At 64.1% G+C, this 22853-nt stretch carries 24 protein-coding genes and 1 pseudogene; 16 read left to right on the top strand and 9 right to left on the bottom strand.

Annotated features, from left to right (window positions below):
- Nucleotides 1-39: 39 nt before the first annotated feature.
- The 3 genes and pseudogenes from BLV07_RS19995 to BLV07_RS19985 form a co-directional block, all read left to right on the top strand.
- Nucleotides 40-753 (top strand): annotated as a pseudogene (locus BLV07_RS19995) (phosphatidylserine decarboxylase); the annotation flags it as partial.
- A gap of 86 nt (nt 754-839) precedes the next feature.
- Complete coding sequence (locus BLV07_RS19990; protein WP_091888693.1) at nt 840-1721, top strand: CDP-alcohol phosphatidyltransferase family protein; 882 nt, start codon at nt 840-842, stop codon at nt 1719-1721.
- 122 nt (nt 1722-1843) lie between these two features.
- A complete protein-coding gene (locus tag BLV07_RS19985; RefSeq protein WP_091888825.1) occupies nt 1844-2563 on the top strand; it encodes an RraA family protein in 720 nt (239 codons plus the stop codon).
- 17 nt (nt 2564-2580) lie between these two features.
- Here BLV07_RS19985 and BLV07_RS19980 read toward each other — a convergent pair whose 3' ends face one another.
- The gene (locus BLV07_RS19980) at nt 2581-2874 is read right to left on the bottom strand and encodes a hypothetical protein (RefSeq protein WP_091888691.1); all 294 of its coding nucleotides are present in this window, start codon (nt 2872-2874) and stop codon (nt 2581-2583) included.
- 100 nt (nt 2875-2974) lie between these two features.
- Between BLV07_RS19980 and BLV07_RS19975 the strand changes: the two genes are divergently transcribed.
- The 10 genes from BLV07_RS19975 (at nt 2975) to BLV07_RS19930 (ending at nt 13504) form a co-directional block, all read left to right on the top strand.
- Nucleotides 2975-3799, top strand: a complete 825-nt coding sequence (locus BLV07_RS19975) for an SDR family NAD(P)-dependent oxidoreductase (protein WP_091888690.1) — start codon at nt 2975-2977, stop codon at nt 3797-3799.
- Nucleotides 3800-4100: 301 nt separating this feature from the next.
- Nucleotides 4101-4874, top strand: coding sequence for a motility protein A (locus BLV07_RS19970; RefSeq protein ID WP_018645542.1), 774 nt, complete (start codon nt 4101-4103; stop codon nt 4872-4874).
- A 23-nt stretch (nt 4875-4897) separates the two neighbouring features.
- The gene (locus BLV07_RS19965) at nt 4898-5728 is read left to right on the top strand and encodes an OmpA/MotB family protein (protein WP_091888688.1); all 831 of its coding nucleotides are present in this window, start codon (nt 4898-4900) and stop codon (nt 5726-5728) included.
- Between the two features lie 180 nt (nt 5729-5908).
- Entirely contained in the window at nt 5909-7807 is a 1899-nt protein-coding gene (locus BLV07_RS19960; protein ID WP_176945646.1) for a potassium transporter Kup, read from the top strand.
- Nucleotides 7808-7946: 139 nt separating this feature from the next.
- Nucleotides 7947-9875, top strand: a complete 1929-nt coding sequence (locus BLV07_RS19955; RefSeq protein ID WP_091888684.1) for a potassium transporter Kup — start codon at nt 7947-7949, stop codon at nt 9873-9875.
- Nucleotides 9876-10199: 324 nt separating this feature from the next.
- On the top strand, nt 10200-10526 hold the full coding sequence (locus tag BLV07_RS19950) for a rhodanese-like domain-containing protein (RefSeq protein ID WP_027571677.1): 327 nt from the start codon (nt 10200-10202) through the stop codon (nt 10524-10526).
- An 8-nt stretch (nt 10527-10534) separates the two neighbouring features.
- Nucleotides 10535-11713 carry an aminotransferase gene (locus BLV07_RS19945; protein WP_091888680.1) on the top strand — a complete coding sequence of 393 codons (1179 nt, stop codon included), beginning with the start codon at nt 10535-10537 and terminating at the stop codon, nt 11711-11713.
- A 7-nt stretch (nt 11714-11720) separates the two neighbouring features.
- The gene (locus BLV07_RS19940) at nt 11721-12833 is read left to right on the top strand and encodes a polyamine ABC transporter substrate-binding protein (RefSeq protein WP_091888678.1); all 1113 of its coding nucleotides are present in this window, start codon (nt 11721-11723) and stop codon (nt 12831-12833) included.
- Nucleotides 12834-12915: 82 nt separating this feature from the next.
- On the top strand, nt 12916-13146 hold the full coding sequence (locus BLV07_RS19935) for a DUF433 domain-containing protein (protein ID WP_091888676.1): 231 nt from the start codon (nt 12916-12918) through the stop codon (nt 13144-13146).
- A complete protein-coding gene (locus BLV07_RS19930) occupies nt 13115-13504 on the top strand; it encodes a DUF5615 family PIN-like protein (RefSeq protein ID WP_244551153.1) in 390 nt (129 codons plus the stop codon). Before BLV07_RS19935 ends, BLV07_RS19930 begins: the two co-directional genes overlap by 32 nt.
- A gap of 9 nt (nt 13505-13513) precedes the next feature.
- On the opposite strand, the gene BLV07_RS19925 is transcribed toward BLV07_RS19930, so the two are convergent.
- The 6 genes from BLV07_RS19925 to BLV07_RS19900 form a co-directional block, all read right to left on the bottom strand.
- Nucleotides 13514-14446, bottom strand: coding sequence for a lipid A biosynthesis lauroyl acyltransferase (locus BLV07_RS19925; protein ID WP_091888672.1), 933 nt, complete (start codon nt 14444-14446; stop codon nt 13514-13516).
- An 8-nt stretch (nt 14447-14454) separates the two neighbouring features.
- On the bottom strand, nt 14455-15732 hold the full coding sequence (locus BLV07_RS19920; protein ID WP_091888670.1) for a beta-ketoacyl-ACP synthase: 1278 nt from the start codon (nt 15730-15732) through the stop codon (nt 14455-14457).
- Between the two features lie 17 nt (nt 15733-15749).
- Nucleotides 15750-16955 (bottom strand): beta-ketoacyl-ACP synthase, encoded by a 1206-nt coding sequence (locus BLV07_RS19915; RefSeq protein ID WP_091888667.1) that lies wholly within the window; start codon nt 16953-16955, stop codon nt 15750-15752.
- Nucleotides 16952-17422: a 3-hydroxyacyl-ACP dehydratase FabZ family protein gene (locus BLV07_RS19910; RefSeq protein WP_091888665.1), complete on the bottom strand. Its 471-nt coding sequence runs from the start codon at nt 17420-17422 to the stop codon at nt 16952-16954. Before BLV07_RS19910 ends, BLV07_RS19915 begins: the two co-directional genes overlap by 4 nt.
- A gap of 10 nt (nt 17423-17432) precedes the next feature.
- A complete protein-coding gene (locus tag BLV07_RS19905; protein ID WP_007592476.1) occupies nt 17433-17720 on the bottom strand; it encodes an acyl carrier protein in 288 nt (95 codons plus the stop codon).
- A 221-nt stretch (nt 17721-17941) separates the two neighbouring features.
- Complete coding sequence (locus tag BLV07_RS19900) at nt 17942-18280, bottom strand: hypothetical protein (protein ID WP_091888663.1); 339 nt, start codon at nt 18278-18280, stop codon at nt 17942-17944.
- A 311-nt stretch (nt 18281-18591) separates the two neighbouring features.
- Here BLV07_RS19900 and BLV07_RS19895 point away from each other — a divergent pair, with 311 nt between their 5' ends.
- From BLV07_RS19895 to BLV07_RS47655, 3 genes are all read left to right on the top strand, one after another.
- Nucleotides 18592-19215, top strand: coding sequence for a ParB-like protein (locus tag BLV07_RS19895; protein WP_091888661.1), 624 nt, complete (start codon nt 18592-18594; stop codon nt 19213-19215).
- A 143-nt stretch (nt 19216-19358) separates the two neighbouring features.
- A complete protein-coding gene (locus tag BLV07_RS47660; RefSeq protein ID WP_176945645.1) occupies nt 19359-19502 on the top strand; it encodes a hypothetical protein in 144 nt (47 codons plus the stop codon).
- A gap of 254 nt (nt 19503-19756) precedes the next feature.
- Complete coding sequence (locus BLV07_RS47655; protein ID WP_165405372.1) at nt 19757-19924, top strand: hypothetical protein; 168 nt, start codon at nt 19757-19759, stop codon at nt 19922-19924.
- Between the two features lie 20 nt (nt 19925-19944).
- Here BLV07_RS47655 and BLV07_RS19890 read toward each other — a convergent pair whose 3' ends face one another.
- Together BLV07_RS19890 and BLV07_RS19885 are read right to left on the bottom strand one after the other, a co-directional pair.
- Nucleotides 19945-20454 (bottom strand): MgtC/SapB family protein, encoded by a 510-nt coding sequence (locus BLV07_RS19890; protein WP_091888659.1) that lies wholly within the window; start codon nt 20452-20454, stop codon nt 19945-19947.
- Between the two features lie 331 nt (nt 20455-20785).
- The gene (locus BLV07_RS19885; protein WP_164939471.1) at nt 20786-22525 is read right to left on the bottom strand and encodes an ATP-binding protein; all 1740 of its coding nucleotides are present in this window, start codon (nt 22523-22525) and stop codon (nt 20786-20788) included.
- Nucleotides 22526-22853: the final 328 nt, after the last annotated feature.

The raw sequence follows: 22853 nt of genomic DNA, 5'->3' as shown, positions 1-22853 counted from the left end.
CTCCACCGCGCGGGACGGCCCCGTGCGCCGTCAACCCTTCAGCGGCAGAGAGCGATGTCCATTCTCGATTCGATCCAGCGTCAGATTCCGCCGATCCATAAGGAGGGCTATCCCTTCATCGGCGGCTTTGCGCTGGCAAGCCTGATCCTGTTCTGGCTGTGGTCCCCACTGGGGTGGATCGGCACGATCCTGACCGTGTGGTGCGCGCTGTTCTTCCGCGATCCTGTCCGCGTCACGCCCGTGCGCGAGGGGCTCGTGGTGTCGCCGGCGGATGGCCGCATCTCGATGATCACCATGGCGCTGCCGCCGGCCGAGCTCGGGCTCGGCGACCGGCCATTGCCGCGCATCTCAGTGTTCATGAGCGTGTTCAACTGCCACGTGAATCGCGCTCCCGTAGCGGGCAGGGTGGACCGCATCGCCTACCGGCCCGGCCTGTTCATCAATGCCGAGCTGGACAAGGCGAGCGAGGACAATGAGCGCAACTCTCTGGTGATCACGACACCGACGGCGCGGATCGGCGTGATCCAGATCGCCGGCCTCGTGGCCAAGCGCATCGTCTGCTTCGTCAAGGAGGGGCAGGCGATCGGTGCCGGTGAGCGCTTCGGGCTGATCCGCTTCGGCTCGCGCCTCGACGTCTATTTGCCTGTTGGCACCAAGGCGCTGGTATCCGAAGGGCAAACCGCGATCGCCGGCGAGACGATTTTGGCCGATCTTGCCGGGGATGACCCGAGCCGCAGCTATCGCGCCAATTAACCAATAGTCGGTGCATGTGGCCCTTCCGCCGCAATGGCGGAGGGGAGCGCGGCTTGCTATATCTCGCCTTGAGGTGAGGACGAGCCATGACGCCCTACGATTTGAGAGATCCTGACACGCGCCGGCGGAGGTTCCGTCCGATTCCGGTGCGGATGCTGGTGCCCAACGTCATCACGCTGCTGGCGATCTGCGCCGGCCTGACCTCGATCCGGCTGTCGATCGAGGGGCGGATGTCGCTCGCCGTCTACGCCATCGTGTTCGCGGCCGCGCTCGACGGTATCGACGGCCGCATCGCGCGCATGATCAAGGGCCAGTCCAAATTCGGCGCCGAGCTCGACAGCCTCGCCGATTTCGTCAATTTCGGCGTGGCGCCCGGCCTGATGCTGTATTTCTGGCAGCTGCACGAGCTCGGCAATGCCGGCTGGATCGCCGCGATGGTGTTCGCGATCTCCGGCGGCCTGCGCCTGGCGCGCTTCAACGCCACCATGGACGATCCCAACAAGCCGGCCTTCGCCGCCAATTTCTTCACCGGCGTGCCGGCGCCGGCCGGCGCGATCACCGTGCTGCTGCCGATCTATGTCGCGTTCCTCGATCTCGGGCGCTGGCCCGCGGCGGTAACTGCAGCCTATACACTTCTGATCGCCTTCCTGATGGTGTCGCGCCTGCCGGTGTTTTCGGGCAAGACCAAGCGCATGCGCGTGCCGCCGGAACTGGTGCTGCCGGCGTTCGTCGCCGTCATCGTCTTTATTGCGATCTTGATCGCCTATCCCTGGCACGTGCTGTCGATCGGCACGGTGCTTTATCTGCTCTGCCTGCCGCTCGGCTACAAATCCTACCGCGATCAGGCGCGTGCGATGGAAACCACCGCGCCGGCGGGAGGCGAGGTCGCATCACCGCCTTCGGCACCGACGCTGGCGAATTTGTCGGAGCCGCCGCACGACGACGACCGGCCCGGACGGCTGCACTAAGCGGCCACACGCGGATATCTGCCATGAGGCGCGCCGAGTTGGGTTGAAGCCTGATCTCGGCTATATCGCCCTGTGCCGGCGGCACCGCGCCAACAGCGGCCGCCAATGTGGGAGAGAACGCCGTGACCAATTCCGCGACCGGGCCGCTGCCCGCTTCCGTCCTCGAAGCGCTGGGCCGCTATGACACGCCGACGATCTGCAATGCCATGGAGATCGTGGCGCCGGAGCGGCGGCTGATCGGCTACACCACCAAGCAGCTGGTCTGCCCGTTCCCCGATTTGCCGCCGATCGTCGGCTATGCCCGCACGGTCGCGATCCGCTCGGTGCTGAAATCCTCGCTTCCCGCCGAGGAGCAGTCCAAGCGCCGCATCGACTATTACGAATATGTCGGCACCGGCCACGGTCCGCGCATCTCGGTGATCCAGGACATCGACGGTCCTGATGTCGGCTACGGCGCGTTCTGGGGCGAGGTGCAGAGCAACGTGCACAAGGCGCTCGGCTGTCTCGGCGTCATCACCGACGGCTCGATCCGCGACATCCCGCAATGGGCCCCTGGCTTCCAGGCGCTCGCCGGCTCGATCGGTCCTTCGCATGCCTGGGTGCATGCCGAGAGCTTTGGCGGCGAGGTGCGCGTCGCCGGCATGACCGTGAAGTCGGACGATCTGATCCATGCCGACCAGCACGGCGCCATCGTGATTCCGCTCGACGTCGCGGCAAAGCTGCCCGAAGCCGCCGAGCTCTGTGGCCGCCGCGAGACGCCGATCCTGGAGATCGCGCGCAGTCCCGACTTCTCGCTGGAGAAGCTCAAGGCCGCGCTGAAGCGCTCGGCGGAGATTCACTAAACCCGTGACGAAGCCGCCTACGGCGGCGATGCCGGCCGTGGGTCGCCTTGTTCCGTCAGAAGCAGGGCGGCCTGATCCGGCTCGCCGAACACCGCGGCGGCGCATCCGATCAGAGTGAAGCCGCCGGCAAGATCCCACAGGGTGATGTTGTCCGCATTGTCCGGGAGATGAATCAAGCGCGCCGCGATCACGGCGAAGCCGGCCTCGACAAAAAGCAGGACGCTGAATGCCGGCAGAACCAGTTCCGGCTCGAGCAGGTGGAGCGCTAACACCGCGGGCAGCGCGGTGAGAAGACTGAACAACGTCAACATGGCAAATCGGCTCCTGCGATGGAGCATGCCGCACAGCCGGAGAATACCGCATGATGGCGCGTCACGGATGTGACGCAGGGCCGCAGTCGGAGGACGCGCAATGAGGATGAAGGGCAAAACGGTTCTGATCACCGGCTCGACCGACGGCGTCGGCCGTTACGTTGCGCGCCGGCTGGCTGAACAAGGTGCGAGCGTCCTGATTCATGGCCGCGACGCGGCGCGTGCGAAGACGTTGAGCGACGAGATCGTCAAGGCCGGCGGTATCGCGCCGACTTTCTACCAGGCCGACCTGTCATCGATGTCGGGCACACGTGCGCTCGCGGAGGCCGTGAAGCGTGACCACCGGCGCCTCGACGTCCTGGTCAGCAATGCCGGCATTGGCTCGCAGAATGACGGGCCGCACCGGCAGGTCAGTGTCGACGGTCACGAGCTGCGATTTGCCGTGAACTATCTCGCAGGTTTCCTGCTCGTCCATCTGTTGCTGCCATTGTTGAAGACGGCGGCGCCGTCGCGCATCGTCAACGTCGCCTCGCTCGGCCAGCACCCGATCGATTTCGACGACGTCATGATCACCAGGGGCTACAGTGGCTCGCGCGCCTATGCGCAGAGCAAGCTCGCGCAGATCATGTTCACGATCGATCTGGCGCAGGAATTGAAGGGCACCGGCATCACCGTGAACGCGCTGCATCCCGCAACCTACATGAACACCACGATGGTGCGCGCCGGCGGCATCACGCCGATGTCTACGGTGGAGCAAGGTGGCGCGGCGATCCTGCACCTCGTCGAGGGCGACGACGTCGCTGATAGAAGCGGATTGTTCTTCAACGGCATGAACGAGGCACGCGCAAATCCGCAGGCCTACGATGCCGACGCGCGCAAGCGCCTGCGCGCGCTCAGCCTGGAGCTGACGGGGCTATCGCCCTAAAGCGCGATGAGATCAGGATGAATCGTCATCGCGCTTTAGGTTATTGTTTGAGCATGATCTTTTCGGAAAACCGCTGCACACTTTTCCGGATCATGCTAGCGCGGCCGGTTATGGTTAGCGAAATGTTGAGATTCCTGCCGCCGGCCGGCCATCGCAGCGCCTGCGGCACGGCGTACCATACTGTCCGGACTTAACCTTTACGCGGCTTTAAGGGCGGCGCTCTAGGGTTTCCGACGCGGTTCGGGGTTGGGCCGCGCCAGCGGCCAGGACGGCCGTTGTTGCGTACGCGTTGGAGTCTCCCATGGATATCATGACGGGCGTTGGGCTCACGGCCGGCATCATCGTCATCACCGCGATGATCTTCATGGGTGGCGATCTCCACATGTTCATCTCCGAACATGCCATGATCATCATCTTCGGCGGCTCGATCTCCGCCACCATGATCCGCTTCCCGCTCTCGGCGCTCCTGCATGGCCTTCCGCTCGGCGCCAAATTCGCCTTCACCATGAGCCGCCTGTCGGCCCACGACCTCGTCGACGAGCTCGCCCGCATCGCCGAGATCGCCCGCAAGCAGGGCCCGGTGGGTCTCGAAAAGGTCGAGACCGACGAACCCTTCCTCGCCAAGGGCATCCGCTACGTCGCTGACGGCTACGACCTCGATTTCATCCGCGATAATCTCGAGCGCGACCGCGACAACTTCCTGATGCACCTGGACGAGGGCAGCAAGATCTATCGCGCCATCGGCGACTGCGCCCCGGCCTTCGGCATGATCGGCACGCTGATCGGCATGGTGCAGATGTTCGCGAACATGACCGATCCCTCCAAGCTCGGCCCGTTCATGGCGACCGCGCTGCTCGCGACCCTCTACGGCGCGCTGGTTGCGAACCTGTTCTGTCTGCCAATCGCCGACAAGCTGCACGGCAAGCTGCTCGATGAAGAGACCAATCGCACCCTCATCATCGACGGCATCCTGATGATCCGCGACTCCAAGAGCCCGACCCTGGTGCGTGAAATGCTGCTGGCCTATCTGCCGGAGAAGCATCGTCACGCCGAGGGTGAGCCGGTGCCGGCCTGATCGCGCGCACCGGGATCTAGGCCATGGCCAAGAAGAAACGCGGCGATGCGCATGGCGGCGGTCACGGCTGGTTCGTGACCTTCGCCGACTTGATGGGCCTGATGATGAGCTTCTTCGTGATGCTCGTCGCCTTCTCGACCCAGGATGCCAACAAGCTGAAGATCGTCGCCGGATCGATGCGCGACGCCTTCGGCGTGCAGAGCGAGGCGCGCTATGCCGGCATCGTCGAGTCCGACGGTCTGCCGACCCGTCCGCGGCTGAAGAACGTCGACCACATCCAGCCCGAGGACGCCTCCAACACGCCGACCCCAGACCAGGAGGATCGCGACCGCACCTCGGGGGCGAAGATCAAGGTCGACCGCAATTTCGCGCTCGCTGCGGCCTCGCTGCGCCAGGCGTTGCAGGACATGCCGGAACTGACCGAGATGTCCAAGCACATCATGTTCGAGGAGACCAAGCAGGGCCTCAACCTTGAGATCGTCGACCAGGACGGCCGCTCGATGTTCGCCGACGGCTCCAAGGTGCCGTATGACCGCACCCGCCGCCTGGTCGAGAAGCTTGCTGTCCCGCTCAAGGCGACGCCGCTGCGCGTCTCCATCGCCGGCCACACCGCGGCGGGTTTCGTGCCGGTCCGCAGCGACTACGGCGCTTTCGATCTGTCGGCCGACCGCGCCAATGCCGTGCGCCAGATCCTCGAACGCGAGGGCTTGCCGCCGTCGCACATCTTCGCTGTTTCCGGCAAGGCGGACACCCAGCCGCTGTTTCCGGACGATCCCTCGCTCGCAGCCAACCGGCGGGTGACCATCACCCTGATGCGCGAAGATCCGCCGCTGCCGCCGAATCTGAAGCCGTAGGTCTCTTGCGTTACCATCTTACCTGAGGCATGTCGTCGCGCAGGTGACGGCGTGGCTGCGCCGTCACAGCATCCGCCTCGGCGCCTGCTAACCTGCTAAGGTGGGGTGCCGATTGACAGGCGCGCCGGAAGCGTCAAAAGGCGCCGGATCAAATTCAGGGACGAAGCGTTTTCCACCCTCATGACGGCGAGCATCACATCGACTGAGACCCAGGAAGGGCCGGTCACCTCGGGCTTTTGGTCCCTCACGCTCGGGAGCATCGGCGTCGTCTTCGGCGACATCGGCACCTCGCCGCTCTACGCATTCCACGAGGCCGTCAGGGGGGCGGCGCATGGCGAGCCGGTCTCACGGGTCATGGTGCTCGGCGTACTCTCGCTGATCCTGTGGGCGCTCCTGATTGTCGTCACTGCCAAATATGTCCTGCTGCTGCTGCGCGCCGACAACAACGGGGAGGGCGGCACGCTCTCGCTGATGGCGCTCGGCCAGCGCGCGCTAGGGTGGCGGAGCTGGTTCCTGCTCGCGCTCGGCGTGGTCGGCGCCTCCATGTTCATCGGCGATTCCATGATCACGCCGGCGATTTCGGTGCTATCGGCGGTGGAAGGCCTCAAGCTCGCAACCCCCGCGTTCGAGCACTATGTCGTGCCGCTCACCGTTCTCATCCTGGCGCTGCTGTTCGCGGTCCAGAGCAAGGGTACGGCGCTGGTGGCCTCCGCCTTCGGGCCGGTGATGGTGGTCTGGTTCACCTGCCTTGCGGTGATGGGCGCCGTCCACATCGCCGACGATCCCTCGGTGCTTGCGGCGATCAATCCCTACTACGCGCTGCAATTCCTGCTGTCGCACGGCACGATCGGCCTTGTGACCCTCGGCGCCGTGTTCCTGGCGGTGACCGGCGGCGAGGCGCTCTATGCCGATCTCGGTCATTTCGGCCGCAAGCCGATCCAATCGGCCTGGATGTTCTTCGTGCTGCCCGCGCTCTTGATCAACTATTTCGGACAGGGGGCGCTGGTGCTGTCCGATCCCAGCGCGATCGAGCATTCCTTCTATCGCATGGTGCCTGAAGGTCTGGTGCTGCCGCTGGTCGGGCTTGCGACCGCCGCCACGGTGATCGCGAGCCAGGCGGTGATTACCGGCGCCTATTCGCTGGTCTATCAGGCGGTGCAGCTTGGCCTGCTGCCACGCTTCGAGGTTCGCTACACCTCCGAGACTCACGCTGGCCAGATCTATCTGCCGCGCGTGAACCGGTTGCTGCTGATCGGCGTGATGCTGCTGGTGCTGCTGTTCCACACCCCCAGCAATCTGGCTTCGGCCTATGGCATCGCGGTCTCCACCACCATGGTCGCCGACGGCATCATGGGCTTCGTCGTGATCTGGAAATTGTGGAACTGGCGCGCCGCCACTGCCGCTGCCGTCATCGTGCCCTTCGTCGTGGTCGATATGAGCTTCTTCAGCGCCAACCTGCTCAAGCTGCTCGAAGGCGCCTGGGTGCCGCTGCTGTTCGGCGTGCTCATGGCGGGGACGATCTGGACCTGGCGGCGCGGCTCGGGAATCCTGATCCAGAAGACGCGCCGGATCGAGGTGCCGCTGGACGATCTGATCCGGAGCCTGGAGAAGCGGCCGCCGCACATCGTCAAGGGCACCGCGGTGTTCCTGACCAGCGACCCTGCCTTCGTGCCGACCGCGCTGCTGCACAATCTCAAGCACAACAAGGTGCTGCACGAGCACAACGTGATCCTGACCATCGAGACCGCGCATACGCCGCGGGTCGACCTGTCGGAGCGGTTCCGCATGGAGAAGATCAGCGACAAATTCTCGAAGGTCCGCCTGCGCTTCGGCTTCATGGAGCAGCCGAACGTGCCCAAGGCGCTCGCGATCGCGCGCAAGCAGGGTTGGCAGTTCGACATCATGTCGACGTCGTTCTTCGTGTCGCGGAGGTCGCTGAAGGCCTCGGCGCAATCGGGCATGCCGCTCTGGCAGGACCATCTCTTCATTGCGCTGAGCCGGTCCGCCAATGACGCTACCGACTATTTCCAGATTCCCACCGGGCGGGTGGTTGAAGTCGGCACCCAAGTCACCATTTGACCGCAATTGGCGGACCTATGCTAATTTGCATGGTAAGGGCCCAGAATCGGGCTAGGCTATGCCAGCAGCGCAGGACTATAAGCCCGCGCGCTCTTCCGCCGTTGTGCAGTGAAGCATTTTGAGGCCATCGGGCTCTCCCATGACCAGTGACGTAGCAGTTCCCGCCCCGGAGACGGCGGCGGCCAACGGGCATGGCGACGCCCACACTACAGCCGGTTTCGGTGCGCTGACGCTTGGCAGCATCGGCGTCGTCTATGGCGACATCGGCACCAGCCCGCTCTACGCATTCCGCGAGGCGGTGATGGCCGCCTCAGGCGCGGAGGGGGTGCCGACGCCTGCGGCGGTGCTCGGCGTGCTCTCGCTGATCCTGTGGGCGCTCATCATCGTGGTGACGCTCAAATACGTCGTGATCCTGCTCCGCGCCGACAACAATGGCGAGGGCGGCACGCTCGCGCTGATGGCACTGGCCCAGCGCGCGGTCGGCACGGGCGGGGCGACCATCGTCCTGCTCGGCATCATCTCCGGCGCCCTGTTCTACGGCGATGCCGTGATCACACCGGCGCTCTCGGTGCTGTCGGCGATCGAAGGCATGAAGGACGTCACCTTGACGTTCGAGCCTTACATCGTTCCGCTGACCGTCCTTATCCTGGTTTGTCTGTTCGCCGTGCAGTCACGCGGCACGGCGCGCGTTGCGGCCTTCTTCGGGCCGATCATGTGCGTCTGGTTCGCAGTCCTCGCGGCGGCGGCGATCCATCCGATTATCCAGCAGCCGCAGGTGCTGCTCGCGTTGAACCCCCTCTACGCCGTGTCATTCATGCTGCACCATGGCATTATCGGCTTCATCACGCTGGGTGCGGTGTTTCTGGCTGTGACTGGCGCCGAGGCGCTCTATGCCGACCTTGGTCATTTCGGCAAGCGACCGATCCAGACCGCCTGGCTGTCGATCGTGCTGCCATCGCTGGCGCTGAATTATCTGGGGCAGGGCGCTCTCGTGCTCGGCGATCCCGGCGCGATCGTGAGCCCGTTCTTCCAGCTGTTTCCGCAAGGCTTTTTCCGTGGCAGCATGGTCGTGCTGGCCACCATGGCGACCGTGATCGCGAGCCAGGCGGTGATCACCGGCGCCTATTCGCTGACGCGCCAGGCGATCCAGCTCGGGCTGCTGCCACGCTTCGAAATTCGCCATACGTCGGAAGCCCATTCCGGCCAGATCTTCATCCCGCGCATCAACCAGTTGCTGCTGGTAGCGGTGGTGCTGCTTGTGCTGCTGTTCCGCTCTTCCAGCGCGCTGGCGTCGGCCTACGGCATCTCCGTCACCGGCACCATGGTGGTCACCGCGATGATGGGCTTTGTCGTGATCTGGAAGGTCTGGCGGTGGTCGCCGGTCGCGGCTGCCGCCCTGATTGTGCCGTTCCTGTTCCTCGACCTGACCTTCCTCGCCGCGAACTTGCTCAAGGTCTTCGAAGGCGGCTGGGTGCCGCTGGCGCTCGGCGCGCTCATGATCCTCCTGATGTATACGTGGCGGCGCGGCAGCCGGCTGCTGTTCGATAAGTCGCGCAAGCTCGAGTTCCCGCTTGCCGACCTCGTGGCAATGCTGGAGAAACGACCGCCCCAGCGCGTCCCCGGCACCGCCGTGTTCCTGACCTCGGACCCGCTCAGCGCGCCGACCGCGCTGATGCATAGTCTGAAGCACTACAAGGTGCTGCACGAGAAGAACGTCATTCTCACCATCGAGACCGCGCAGACCCCGCGCATCGACCCGGCCGAGCGGGTGAGGCTGGAGCAGATCTCACCGACCTTCACCAAGGTGACGCTGAAGTTCGGCTTCATGGAATCGCCCAACGTGCCCAAGGCGCTGGCGATCGCGCGCAAGCTCGGCTGGCAGTTCGACATCATGTCGACCTCGTTCTTCCTGTCGCGCAGGGCGCTGAAGCCCGCCGCGCATTCCGGCATGCCGCGCTGGCAGGACCGGCTGTTCATCTCGCTGAGCCGCTCGGCGAACGATGCCACCGACTATTTCCAGATCCCCTCAGGCCGCGTAGTCGAGGTCGGCACGCAGGTGACGATCTAGCTCCCATCGCTGTCGTCGCCCGGCCTTGTGCGCACTTGCGCACTGGACCGGGCGATCCAGTATTCCAGAGACGGTGCGGCTAGAACCGAGGAGCCGCGGCGTACTGGATTCCCCGCCTTCGCGGGGAATGACACCGAATGCGTGGCGGGAGTTGAAGCAGGAGTTTCAGGCATCTGAAACCTGCACTTCAAGTCGCTGCGATTTAGCTTTAACTTGCGCCGCGTGGCTCAAGCCTTTGTAGCGCTTGATTTTCGCGTCCCGAGAGGCGAGGTTGCCCGCCGGCCGGGGACGCCCCGGCATATGCCTGCGACGTTGGAGGATGATGTGGCAAACCAGGTACAGGATCTGACCCCGGACGAGGTCTCCAAAGGTGTCGCGGAAGGGCGCTATCTGCTTGTCGATGTCCGTGAGCCGAACGAGGTTCAGGCCGAAGCCTATCCCTATGGCGTCGTGGTTCCGCTCTCGACCTTCGATCCCAAGGCGATCCCTGATCCGCAAGGCAAGGAGGTCGTGTTCGCCTGCCGCTCGGGCAAGCGCTCGGTGACAGCCTCGCTGGCCGCGCAGGCGGCGGGCCTGCCTTACGACAAGCATCTGGCCGGCGGCATGCTGGGCTGGAAGGCGGCCGGTCTTCCCAGCAAGGTCGGTGGCTGATCGGCCCGATGTCCAAGAGCTCTTCGCTGAACAAGGTCTTCGCCGACCTTCCCGTCACCATCTTCGAGGCGATGTCGCAGGCCGCGCGCGACAATGCCGCCATCAATCTCGGCCAGGGCTTTCCTGACGATCCCGGCCCCGAGGACATCCGCCGCGCCGCGGCCGAGGCCTCGCTGAACGGCTACAACCAGTACCCCTCGATGATGGGCCTGCCGGAGCTGCGCCAGGCGATCGCAACCCATTACGGTCACTGGCACGGGCTCAAGCTCGACCCGATGAGCGAGGTGATGGTGACCTCCGGCGGCACCGAGGCGCTGACCTCGGCGATTCTCGCGGTGGTCCAGCCCGGGGACGAGGTGGTCTGCTTCCAGCCGGTCTATGATTCCTATTTGCCGATCATCCGCCAGGCCGGCGGCATTCCGCGCCTGGTGCGACTCGAGCCGCCGCATTGGCGGCTGAATGAGGACATGCTGAAAAGTGTCTTCAATTCAAAGACCAAGGCGGTGCTGTTCAACAACCCCTTGAATCCGTCCGCAGTGGTGTATCCGCGCGAGGACCTCGAGCTGCTGGCGCGCTATTGCCAGGAATTCGACGTCATCGCGATCTGCGACGAGGTCTGGGAGCACGTCACTTTCGACGAGCACAAGCACATCCCGCTGATCACCATTCCGGGCATGCGCGAGCGCACCATCAAGGTCGGCTCGGCCGGCAAGATCTTCTCGCTGACGGGCTGGAAGATCGGCTTCGTCTGCGCCGCGCCGCCGCTCTTGCGCGTCGCTGCCAAGGTGCACCAGTTCCTGACCTTCACCACCGCGCCGAACCTCCAGGCCGCCGTCGCCTACGGCCTCGGCAAATCCGACGACTACTTCCTGTCGATGCGCAAGGACCTGACGCGGAGCAGGGACCGCCTGACAAAAGGCCTCGAAAGCCTCGGCTTCCCCGTGCTGAAGTCGCAAGGCACCTACTTCCTCACCGTGGACCTGTCGCCGCTCGGGCTCAATGAGAGCGACACCGAGTTCTGCTGGCGGATCGTCAGGGATTACAAGGTGGCGGCGATCCCGGTGTCGGCCTTCTACGAGCAGGACCCGGTGACCTCGGTGGTTCGCTTCTGCTTTGCCAAGAAGGACGAGACGCTCGACACCGCACTGGAGCGGCTGTCGGACGCGGTGCGCGGCCGCAAGAGGTAGATTTGAGATGACAAACGTCGGCCGCTCGAGGCTTTGCCTCGGTCTTGCAATCGCCGCAGCGCTGACGTTGCTCTCCGCTCCCGCCGAGGCCGAGGAGCGGGTCGTCAACTTCTACAACTGGTCCAACTACATGGCGCCGGATGTGCTTGAGGCCTTCACCAAGGAGACCGGCATCAAGGTGGTCTACGACACCTTCGATGCCAACGAGACACTAGAGACGCGCCTGATGGCCGGCAAGTCCGGCTACGACGTCGTGGTGCCCACCGCCTATTTCCTGCAGCGCCAGATCAAGGCCAACATCTTCCAGAAGCTCGACAAGTCGAAGCTGCCGAACCTCGCCAATGCCTGGCCGATGGTGACCAAGCATCTTGCGACCTACGATCCCGGCAATGTCTACGCCGCCAACTACATGTGGGGCACGACGGGCATCGGCTACAACGTCGCCAAGGTGAAGCAGATCCTGGGACCGGACGCGAAGATCGACAGCTGGGACATCGTGTTCAAGCCGGAGAACCTGGCAAAATTCAGAGACTGCGGCGTGCACATGCTCGACTCCGCCGACGACATCGTTCCGGCGGCGCTAAACTATCTCGGGCTCGATCCAAACTCGACCAAGCAGGCGGACCTCGAGAAGGCCGCCGACGTCGTGGCGAAGGTTCGTCCCTCGGTGCGAAAATTTCACTCGTCCGAATATCTGAGCGCGCTCGCGACCGGCGAGATCTGCTTCGTGGTCGGCTGGTCCGGCGACATCATGCAGGCTCGCGCCCGCGCTGCGGAAGCCAAGAGCGGCATCGAGATCGGCTACACGATCCCGAAGGAGGGCGCGCAGATGTTTTTCGACAATCTTGCGATCCCCGCGGATGCCAAGAACGTCAATGAGGCCTACGCGCTGATCAACTATCTCTACCGGCCCGACGTCGCCGCCAAGAATTCGGACTTTTTGTCCTACGCTAACGGTAACCTCGCCAGCCAGAAGCTGGTCGATCCGAAGATCCTGAACGACAAGAACATCTATCCGGACGAGGCGACGCTCGCAAAACTCTTCGTCATCACGGCGCGCGAGCCGGCGACCCAGCGCATCATCAATAGGCTCTGGACCAAGGTGAAGACGGGAAGGTAGATCGAAAGGCAGGTTCCAAATTCGCTATCCCGCCCGAATTGGTGTATTATCTGCCTCAGCTGAACAGACTAGGCCTTGAGCAATGACGGATCATCCTCGCATCTCGCTTGCGCCTGATGTGCTTGCCGGCAAGCCGGTGATCACCGGGACGCGCATTGCGGTGGAGTTCATCATTGGGTTGATGGCGGACGGCTGGAGCGAGGCCGACATCTTGGCCAATTACCCCGGCATTTCACGCGACGACATTCTTGCGTGCCTGGCTTACGCACGCGATTCGCTGAGTGTCGAAAGGGTTCATCCAAGCGCTGCCTGAGATGCGCTTCCTGGCCGATGAGAATTTTCCTGGTTCCGCAGTAGCCGCACTTCGTGCGTCTGGTCATGATGTCGTCTGGATCAGGACGTCTGCACCCGGCAGCAGCGACCACGAAGTGTTGGCGCAAGCGTCGAAAGAAAGACGAATCTTGCTCACCTTCGACAAGGATTTTGGGGAGCTGGCGAAAGCGTCTTCGCTTCCGTCCACATGCGGCATCGTGCTCTTGCGTGTTCCTCCGCCTGCTCCTGGGCGGATCGGCAAAGTGATCGCCGATCTGGTCTTGGGTCGTGACGATTGGGCGGGACATTTCTCGGTGATCGAGCCCGGTCGAGTCCGAATGCGACCTCTTGCCAAGTAACGTCCGCGCCTACCGCCACCTTCTATGCAACCACAGCCACTGCTCGGGATGCTCCCGCACCCAGCTTTCCACGACGCTCGTGATCGCCTGCGTCGTACCCTGGATGTCGATCTTGCCGTCGGCATCGCGGACCGGTTTGATCTCCTCGGTCAGCTCGCCGCGAAAGCGGCCACCGGGCAGGCGTATGATGCGGACGCCGTGGATCGGGCATTCGATCTGGCGCAGCAGGCGGGCCAGCATCGGGTTGGCGCGGGTCTTGCGCCCGAAGAAGGTGACCTCGACGCCGGCGGTGAGGTACTGGTCGATCAGCATGGCGACGTGCTTGCCGTCCTTCAGCGCCTGCGCAAGGCGAAGCGGCGCGTCGCGCCCCGCAGGGATCAGCGTGCCCATGTTGACCTGACGCATCTCCTGGATGATGCGGTCGGCAGAGGCGATGTTCGGCCGGCGATAGAGGATCGCGGTATCCAGCCCATGCGCGACGGCGGCGAGCGCCGGCAATTCCCAGTTGGCGAGATGCGCGGCGAAGATCAGCGCAGGCTTGCCGTCGTCGCGGATCTGGTCGAACAGCTCGATGCTGCGCGGCGACAATTCGATCCGGCTCTTCTCCGGGTGATCGCGGTCATAATCCCAGACATGGTCAATATGGGCGAACTCGGCGCCGACGCGGCCGAGATTGTCCCAGACGCCCATCAGGATGTTTTCGATCTCTTCCGGCGACTTCTCGGGGAAGGCCGCGGTGAGGTTGGCGCGGCCGATGCGATGCTCGCGCAGGCGCGGCCCGATCATTTTCACGACGCGTGCGAAAAAATCCGAGGTCTTGACCGGATCGAAATAGCGCGTGGTGCGCAGCAGGCCGACCGTGGCGGCGCCGATCAGGCTGCCTCCGAGCGATTTGGCAGCCTCCCGCGCGCGGGCTTTCGTCCTCGCAGTCAGCAGCGCCATGCGTCCGGTCAGGCCGGTTCGCGAGTCAGGATCAGCGAGGCGTTCTGGCCGCCGAAGCCGAACGAGTTCGACATCACCGCAGTGACGCGGGCATCGCGCGCCTTGTTGCCGACGACGTTGAACAGGATCGTGGGATCCGGGGTCTCGTAGTTGATCGTCGGCGGAATGCGTTGATGCTCGAGCGTGAGCAGCGAGAAGATCGCCTCGACCGCACCGGCAGCCGAGATGGTGTGGCCAACCATCGACTTGTTGGAGGTGACCGGAATCTTCTGCGCGAGCTCGCCGAACACCGCCGATGTCGTGTTGAACTCCATCTTGTCGTTCTCGGGTGTCGAGGTGCCGTGCGCGTTGATGTGGTCGATCTGGTCCGGCGTCATGCCGGCATCGGCCAGCGTCTTGTTCATGCAGCCGATGATCGGCTTGCCGTCGGGCGAGGAGCGGGTGCGATGGAAGGAATCGGTGAGCTCGCCGCAGCCGGCGATCACGCCGAGGATCTTTGCGCCGCGCGCAGTCGCCGCCTCGTAGCTTTCGAGCACCAGCGCGCCGGCCCCTTCCGCCATCACAAAACCATCGCGGTTCTTGGAGAAGGGGCGGGAGGCCGCCTGCGGCGGATCGTTCTGGGTCGACAGCGCCGAAAGCAGCGAGAAGCGCACCAGCGCTTCCGGGTTCACGGTGCCGTCGGTCGCGACGCACAGCGCGGCGTCTGTCTCGCCGCGGCGGATCGCCTCGACGCCGAGCTGGATCGAGGTCGCGCCCGAGGCGCAGGCCGTCGACAGCGAGATCGGCGAGCCCTTGGTGCCGAACGTCTCGGCGAGATGCGCGGCGACAGAGCCGAACATGAAGCGATGATGGTAGGCGCTGTACTTGCCGCCGCCGGAAATGCGCAGCAGATCGTCATAGGTGATGTCGAGCTGGCCGACGGCGCGACCGAGTTCGCGACGCTGCGGCCATTCGACCTCGACCGGTGCAACCGCGAGGAAAAGGGGACCCGGGAAATCGGCCTTGGCGCCGATGCCAGCCTGCTCCAGCGCTTCCTGCGTCACCAGGTCGGCCATCCGCTCGGACAGGGCGGTGGAGGAGAACGGATCGACGCTGACGAAATCCACAGTACCGGCCATCGTGGTCCTGAGGCCATCGATCGGAAAGCGCGTGATGGTGCGAATACCGGATTCGCCGGCGACCAGCTTCGCCCAATTGTCGGCCTTGCCGGCGCCGAGCGAGGTCATGATGCCCATGCCGGTGACGACGACGACGGGACGCCCGAATTTGTCGCGTGGTGCAGTCATGTCGTTCCCCGCTTCAGCTAGCTCACTGCCTCGACCAGCGCCATGCCTTCGCCGCGCCAGTGTCCGGCCCCTACCACCACGATCTGGGTGGGTGCGCCCTGCATTTCAATCTCGGTCCCCGTCGAATCATTCGGCGGGAACAGCGCGCCGCGCGAGATCGACAGTGCGGCGAGGGCAATGCCGAGCGGGAATTGCGTTTCCATGGTATGGCCGAACATCGTGCCGGTCGAGCGCACCGGGAGATCGGCATTGCTCTTCAGGAAGCTGCGCTCTTCCGAGGTCGCAGGCTCGGCGCCGGTCGCGCCCGATATGATCGCGCCCTTGCCCGCGCGCTTGGGCAGCTTTTCCCAAAGCTTCTCCAGCGTCGCAGTCATGTCGCCACCCTGCTTGCGCCGGGCGAGGTCGGCAACGACGCTCGACAGCTTCGCGAACGGCTTGGCGCCGCGCGCCTCTGCATGCGCCCGCGATTCCAGCACTAGGAAGGCGCCGGCCGAACCGAGCGCGAAGCCGGGATGCTCCTTGCGCGCCCACACCGGAGCGAACTTGTCCTTCAGGTTGAAGTCGCCGAATTCGTAGAGGACCAGCAGGTCCTTGCGCTCGCCATTGTGCGAGCCGCCGACGAGCGCGATGTCGCTCTCGCCCGAGGCAATGCGCGCGAGCGCAATGCGGGCGGCGTCGGCGCCGGCGACCTCTTCACCCATGAAGGTGCGCGAGGTGCCGCCGAGACCATGGACGATGGCGATGTTGCCGGCGAGCAGGTTGGAAAGCTGGGCCAGGAACAGGGTGGGGCGCAGATCGCTCATCAGCCGCTCGTTGAGGAAGCCGGGCGCGTTGGCGCCCTTGGCCTCGGCCGTGAGCACGCCGGTGTCGACGTTGAGGTCGCGCTCGCCGCCGCCTGCGGCGATCACCATGTCGATCTTCGACAGGATGTCCTTGTTGCCCTTGATCCCGGCGGAGTCGAGCGCAAGGCCCGCGGCATAGGTGCCGATACGTTGCCAGGCTTCCATCTGGCGCTGGTCGCCCTTCTTCGGAATCTGGCTGTCGAAAGAGACCGGCATCAAGGGATGCACGATGTAGGGCGCAAATCCCTTCTCGTCGACATTGATGCGCTTCTCCTGGAGCGCGGCCCAGTTGGCGTCGAGCCCTTCGCCGAGCGAGGTGGCAAGGCCAATGCCGGTGATCCAGACTTCCGTCTGGGCGGGCTTCGAAGCAGTCTCAGTCATGGCGATACAGTCTGTTGCGGAAAGCCGATTCGCTTGGCGAACGCGTCCATGTAGCCGCGCATATCCGCATTGGGGAAGGGGATCAGCGTGAAGGTGAGTGCCGAGTTTGCGCGTAGCTTGCCGCCGACCCTGATCTTGGCTTCGGTCATGGCATAGCCCGAGCCTTCATGGGTAAGGCTCGCTTCGATGCTCATGAGATCGCCCGGGTAGACCGAACCGCGGACCTTGGCCTCCTTCACGGCGGCCAGGATCGGCATGCGCTCGAACTTGAACACGCCGAGCTGAAGCCAGCCGGAGGCTTGCGCCATCGATTCGATCAGGAGCACGCCGGGCATCAAGGGATAACCTGGGAAGTGCCCCTCGAAGACGGTGCTCTCCTTCGGGACTTGGGCCTCGACGACGATCGTCTTTTCGTCGACCTTGAGGTCGACGATACGATCGATCATGTGGAAGTATTCGAGTTGCATGGCCGCGCGCTTAGGCGCTCGCGCCCTTGGCCGCGACGAGCTCGTCGATGCGCGCGCACAGGTTCTTCAGCACGAAATACTGCTCAGTGGTCGCCTTGCCGTCGTTGACCTCCTGGGTCCACTTTTCCAGCGGCAGCTTGATGCCGAACTGCTTGTCGATTGCGAAGGCGATATCAAGGAAATCGAGGCTGTCGATGCCGAGATCATCGATGGCATGACTATCCGGCGTGATCGTGTCGCGCGGGATGTCGCAGGTTTCAGCGATGATCGTGGCGACCTGATCGAATGTGGAAGACATCACTAAGCCTTTGATATATTGCAGGTATTTGTCAGATTTCCAGAGTGGCGCGGTGGGTGGGCATCGCGCCCCTGATGACGCCCTCAAACCCCCCTCTGGCCGGGTCGAAAGCCCGTATATCGGAGCGCCGCCCTGAGTTCAATGGAGCCGGGTAGGCGAGCAGACAGGGCTGGGGATGCCCGCCACAGCCCGTCCGCCGAGGGACGGGTGGCGAGCCGGGTCTAGATGTGCGGTGTCGTGATCTTGACGCAGTCGCGGCGGCCCATCAGCACGCAATCCTGGGTCCGGCGCAGGTCCGCGATGCTCACGGCGAGCCAGATTCCGATCGCGGTCAGCGCGATGGTGAAGGCGAGCGCCGCGATATTGGCGAGCATGCGGTGGCGGAAATCGTCCGGTTCGGTGCGAGGCTGCTCGTAGCGCGTCAGGTCGAGTGGCTCGGGTGCGCGCAATTGCTGCACGGTGCCGTTGCCCCGGCGAACCACCGGGGAAGGCGAGGTGCGCGGCCTGAACTGGAGCACCCGGTGCTCGTCATCAGAGCTTATGGGCCGCTGGGTTGTCATGGGGCGGGGATCACTCCGAAGCAGCGATTTTTAGATAGCACACGCGACGAACCTGTTGCAGAAAATCTTCTCAACGCGTAGCTGCATTTCCTGTTCGCACTATTCTGCATAGGCGCTGTCAAACAGCCGGCCGCGACGCGGTCAGGAATGCGCGGATTGCGTTGCAACAACGGTCGCGGAGCTCATGCCCGCGTCCACATCGGCTTGTGATCTCCGCCTGCAGCCCGACGCATTTTGCCTCCCCACGGACCATGGCATAGTCCAGGGAACCTGTTTCCACCCATTTGCAACCATGAAGGGACCGTTCGACCATGACCAATACGCGCGAGCCGAGAGTGCATCCGGTCCCGATCCTGTCGCTTCGGCCGACGCAGATGACGGTCGGCATGCGAGAGGTCAAGGAGAAGCGGAAGCGCTGGCGCCAGCGCGACAGCAACAAGCAGGCCGACCTGCTCGGCAAGCACATGATCCCCGTCGTCTACGGTCCGGACCTGCGCTATTACGTGATCGACCATCATCATCTCGGCCGCGCGCTGCATGACGAGGGCGTCAAGGACGTGCTGGTGACCATCGTTGGCGACCTCAGAATGGTCGAGCGCGAGGCCTTCTGGGGCGTCATGGACAACAAACGCTGGGTCTATCCCTACGACGCCAAGGGCGAAAGGCGGCCGTTCCGCGACCTGCCGAAATCGGTGGCCGACCTCAAGGATGACCCGTTCCGCAGCCTCGCCGGCGAACTCCGCCGCATCGGCGGCTTCGCCAAGGATACGACGCCGTTCTCCGAATTCCTGTGGGCCGACTATCTGCGCCGAAAACTCTCGCGCAAGGTGATCGATGCCGATTTCGACAAGGCGCTCGAGAAGGCCCTGTCCTCGGCGAGAAGCAAGGATGCGATCTATCTGCCCGGCTGGTGCGGTCCGGCGGACGATGATTAGGGGCGCACCTGTACCGCATGCGGTACCGCAATCCGGACCTCATCACAGCCTCTTGAGCGAAATCATTTTCCGCCCGCATGAAGCGCTCCTGAAACAGAGCCGTCCCATCTTTTGGGGTAATCGGGCTCACACAGGAGGCAGGAATGCGCCGTCTGTTTTTCGCTATTGCCTTGCTCGCCCTCGCGTCAGCAGGGGTTTCGGCCTCGTTTGCCGCAGTTCACCACGCCAAGACATTGACGTTCGCCGAGCGCTTCGCTCCGGCACTCGAGTTGATGGCAAAGCACTAGCGGCATAGCGCTTCGCAGTCGCACGCAACGCATCGGTCGCGCGATCAGTTCGGGCCTTGCGCGCTGGAGAGCGGCGGCGAGCCGCATCCGCGGGTTCTCAGGTCCTGCGTCCTGACGGCGCGCGGGTCCTTGATATGTCGCAAATCCTGTCTGGCGCAGGCCGCTAGGGTCACGATGCATGAGGGGCGAACACGCATTGTGTCCAATGCGGAAGGCTAGTGGGCTCCGGATCATGCCGACCCGGAGACGCGGCGATGAGCCTGATCCTTCGCATTCTGTTTGTTCTAGCCGGAGCCATCACCGCGCTATTCGTCGCGCGGGATGCGCTGAACTTCACCATCATCCAGACCTTCGTCGCCATCCTGCTCGTGACCGCCGTCCTGCTCGCCGGGAGTCTCTGGAGCCTGCGGCGGAAGACGTGAGCGGCGCGAAGAGCGCGAGGTTAGTCGGACCCGCCTAGGCGCTGCTCAGGCCCCTGTTCTGAGGCCGCTTTGTGCGACTCGTCCTTGCCACCGAGGATCCGGTGCAGCCAGCTCTCGACGCGGCGGCCGACCGTCAGCAGAACGAAGGCGAGCGCCAGAGCTGCTGCGACGATCTTCCATTGTCCGGCGCCGCAGATAATGCCGAGGCAGGCGGCGAGGAACGTGCAGGCCGCACTGGTCAGGCCGCTCACGCGAAAACCTTTGCTCTCATGGACAATGACGCCGGCACCGAGGAAGCCGATCCCCGTGAGGATGCCCTGGATCACCCGACTTGCCGCATCGTTGATCCTGCCGGGCTCGGCGAACTCGACGGCGAGCAGCACGACGGCCGCGGTGGAGAGCCCGACGATGCCGAGCGTCTTCAGTCCGATCGGCTTACCTTGCAGATCGCGGTTCAGGCCGATCGCGCCGCCGGCGAGCGTGGCGCTGCCGAGACGCAGCAGAATTTCGGGCCAGTCGAGTTCGGTCATAGCCTGTCGATCACTTCCTCGGCAGTCGTCCCCGTTCGGTCGCATGCCCGTGAAATTTGCCAGCCGGTACGACAGCGCGGCTTGGGCCGGCAAACATAATCGATGCGCGCGGCCGTCTCAACGTGCCACATCCTGGCTGTCATCGCCCGATTTAATCGGGCGATCCAGTATTCCAGAGGCGGGTGTGATTGAACCGAGAAGCTGCGGCGTACGGGATGCCCCGCCTGCCGCCTACGCTAAAGCTTCGGCGCCCCTAGACCACAACCTCGGCGAAGCCTTGGCGTAGCCGGGTCGCGGGGCATGAAAGTGTGCTTGAGGCGTGAGCGCGGCCTTACCGCAACGGCTTCTTCAGCAGGGAGAAGCGGTCGGGATCGAGCCCCATCGAGGGTTGCAGCATCGGGGCTTCGAGGCTGGACATCGTCTTGGCAGGCGGTGCCGCGAACACCGGATCGTTCGGCACGTCGCGCTGCGAGGTGGCGCCGCGCCAGCGTTCGAGCACGGCGCTGACGAAATGCATGTCGTGACCGGAGGTGACCGAGGGCACGCTGCTGATGGTGGCTTCGCCGCGCGGCAATTGATGCGGCGGCACCTCCTTGAAGCGCAGCCGCGTTGGCAGCGCGACGCCTTCGCCGAACGCCAGCACCTCGCGGGTGCCGAGCGAGGGCACGAAGGACAGGAGGTTCGCGGCCGCGTCCGACACTGCGGCGCGGAGCAGCGCCTGGTCGCGATCGTTGGCAAGACGCATCGTGAACAGCGTGTTGCACTGGGAGATGATGGTGGCGTCGAGCTCTGCGGGGCGCTGCGTGATGAGGCCGAGATAGACGCCGTATTTGCGGCCCTCCTTGGCGATGCGCGACACCGCCTTGCGGGTCGGGCCGAAGCCGATGTTGCGGTCGGCGGAGGCGTAGCGGTGCGCTTCCTCGCAGACGAACAGCAGCGGCGACACGCCGTCGCTCCACAGGCCGAAGTCGAAGGCCATCCGGCACAGCACCGAGACGACGGAATCGATCACCTCGGCCGGGAAGCCGGCGAGCTGCATCACTGTCATCGGCTTGCCGTTGGCCGGCAGGCGGAACAAATGGCTGATCACCTCCGCCATGGTGTCGCCGCCGACATTGGCGTTGTCGAACATGAAGGCGTAGCGCGGGTCGTTGCGGACGGCCTCGATGCGCGAGATCAGCTTGTGATAGATGATGCGCGACGAGCGGTTCTCGAGCTTGCCCATGCGTTCGTCGATCAGCGACAGCAGGTCGACCAGGCGATAGGGCACCGGCGTATCGACGGTGTAGCCGATCTGCTTGGGATCGATGCGCTTGAGGCCGATGCGGTCGGCGTTCTGGTACTGGGTGTAGACGCCCTTGGCGAGCGGGATCACCTCGGCGAGGATGTCGAGCTCCTCGGGCACGCCGGCGCGGCCGCCGAACAGCACGTCGACGATTTCCTCGAAGTTGAACAGCCAGAACGGCAGCTTCAGGTTTCGTGGGTTGAGCACCAGCGCGCGATCGCCAAAGCAGCGGCCATATTCGTTGTGCACGTCGAGCAGGAAGATGCGCAGGTTCGGGCGCGCCTTCAGGATCTCGTTGAGCAGGAGCGACACGCCGGTCGATTTGCCGACGCCGGTCGATCCCAGCACGGCGAAGTGCTTGGACAGCATTTCCTCGACATCGACATAAGCGACGACCGAGCGGTCCTGCTGAAGGAAGCCGACATTGATCTGGTCCGACCCGGTCGGAGCATAGATCGTGCGCAGCTCCTGGCTCGTGATCAGGTCAACGGCATCGCCGATGGTCGGATAGTTGGTCACGCCGCGCTGGAATTTGGCCTTGTCGGCGGCGTTGAGGATCTCGCCGAGCAGGTCGACCGAGGCGATCGCGATATAATTGTCGGTGCTCGACAGGTTTTCGCAGGAGACCTCGGTGATCATCGCGACGATGACCGAGCTGGCGCAGCGGATACTGACGAAACGGCCGACGGTCGCCCGAACCTCCGAGATCGGCATCCGGCCTTCCGCCAGAAGCCCGACCCGGGCGAGCGATCCGCGAACCGAAATCACGCGTCCAAAGGATGTCACGATCAATGAACCTGGCAAGAGCAAGGGATTTGATCCGGACTATGCGGGGCCGTCGCTGCACAAACGGTTAAGCCGCAGGCGCGGCCGCTTCGTTAAATCCGCCGTAATTCGGCCGGGAGCCTTGTCGCCAATACATAGTTATGGGCGGCATCCTCGGGAAAATGCTGTAATTTCTAAGTCCGTTGGGATGGCGCGGCGCCTTAGGGAATATTTTACCATTCGGGCATGAGGCGCGACGCGCGGGGAACAATTGTCATCCTGCATGTCGGGTCATCCGGTTCGGGCGACGACTCAGGTTTGTTGACGAGACCTAATCATTTGTACATTA

Source organism: Bradyrhizobium sp. Rc2d (assembly GCF_900099855.1).
Taxonomy (GTDB): Bacteria; Pseudomonadota; Alphaproteobacteria; order Rhizobiales; family Xanthobacteraceae; genus Bradyrhizobium.
This window is presented reverse-complemented; position numbering and strand designations above follow the sequence as displayed.

Coding starts and splice junctions, on each gene's coding strand:
- BLV07_RS19970 (WP_018645542.1), top strand. CDS start 4,101: ATGGATATCATGACGGGCGTTGGGCTCACGGCCGGCATCATCGTCATC.
- BLV07_RS19895 (WP_091888661.1), top strand. CDS start 18,592: ATGACCAATACGCGCGAGCCGAGAGTGCATCCGGTCCCGATCCTGTCG.
- BLV07_RS19920 (WP_091888670.1), bottom strand. CDS start 15,732: ATGACTGCACCACGCGACAAATTCGGGCGTCCCGTCGTCGTCGTCACC.
- BLV07_RS19900 (WP_091888663.1), bottom strand. CDS start 18,280: ATGACAACCCAGCGGCCCATAAGCTCTGATGACGAGCACCGGGTGCTC.
- BLV07_RS47660 (WP_176945645.1), top strand. CDS start 19,359: ATGCGCCGTCTGTTTTTCGCTATTGCCTTGCTCGCCCTCGCGTCAGCA.
- BLV07_RS19990 (WP_091888693.1), top strand. CDS start 840: ATGACGCCCTACGATTTGAGAGATCCTGACACGCGCCGGCGGAGGTTC.
- BLV07_RS47655 (WP_165405372.1), top strand. CDS start 19,757: ATGAGCCTGATCCTTCGCATTCTGTTTGTTCTAGCCGGAGCCATCACC.
- BLV07_RS19965 (WP_091888688.1), top strand. CDS start 4,898: ATGGCCAAGAAGAAACGCGGCGATGCGCATGGCGGCGGTCACGGCTGG.
- BLV07_RS19960 (WP_176945646.1), top strand. CDS start 5,909: ATGACGGCGAGCATCACATCGACTGAGACCCAGGAAGGGCCGGTCACC.
- BLV07_RS19945 (WP_091888680.1), top strand. CDS start 10,535: ATGTCCAAGAGCTCTTCGCTGAACAAGGTCTTCGCCGACCTTCCCGTC.
- BLV07_RS19935 (WP_091888676.1), top strand. CDS start 12,916: ATGACGGATCATCCTCGCATCTCGCTTGCGCCTGATGTGCTTGCCGGC.
- BLV07_RS19975 (WP_091888690.1), top strand. CDS start 2,975: ATGAGGATGAAGGGCAAAACGGTTCTGATCACCGGCTCGACCGACGGC.
- BLV07_RS19925 (WP_091888672.1), bottom strand. CDS start 14,446: ATGGCGCTGCTGACTGCGAGGACGAAAGCCCGCGCGCGGGAGGCTGCC.
- BLV07_RS19910 (WP_091888665.1), bottom strand. CDS start 17,422: ATGCAACTCGAATACTTCCACATGATCGATCGTATCGTCGACCTCAAG.
- BLV07_RS19940 (WP_091888678.1), top strand. CDS start 11,721: ATGACAAACGTCGGCCGCTCGAGGCTTTGCCTCGGTCTTGCAATCGCC.
- BLV07_RS19955 (WP_091888684.1), top strand. CDS start 7,947: ATGACCAGTGACGTAGCAGTTCCCGCCCCGGAGACGGCGGCGGCCAAC.
- BLV07_RS19905 (WP_007592476.1), bottom strand. CDS start 17,720: ATGTCTTCCACATTCGATCAGGTCGCCACGATCATCGCTGAAACCTGC.
- BLV07_RS19915 (WP_091888667.1), bottom strand. CDS start 16,955: ATGACTGAGACTGCTTCGAAGCCCGCCCAGACGGAAGTCTGGATCACC.
- BLV07_RS19890 (WP_091888659.1), bottom strand. CDS start 20,454: ATGACCGAACTCGACTGGCCCGAAATTCTGCTGCGTCTCGGCAGCGCC.
- BLV07_RS19980 (WP_091888691.1), bottom strand. CDS start 2,874: ATGTTGACGTTGTTCAGTCTTCTCACCGCGCTGCCCGCGGTGTTAGCG.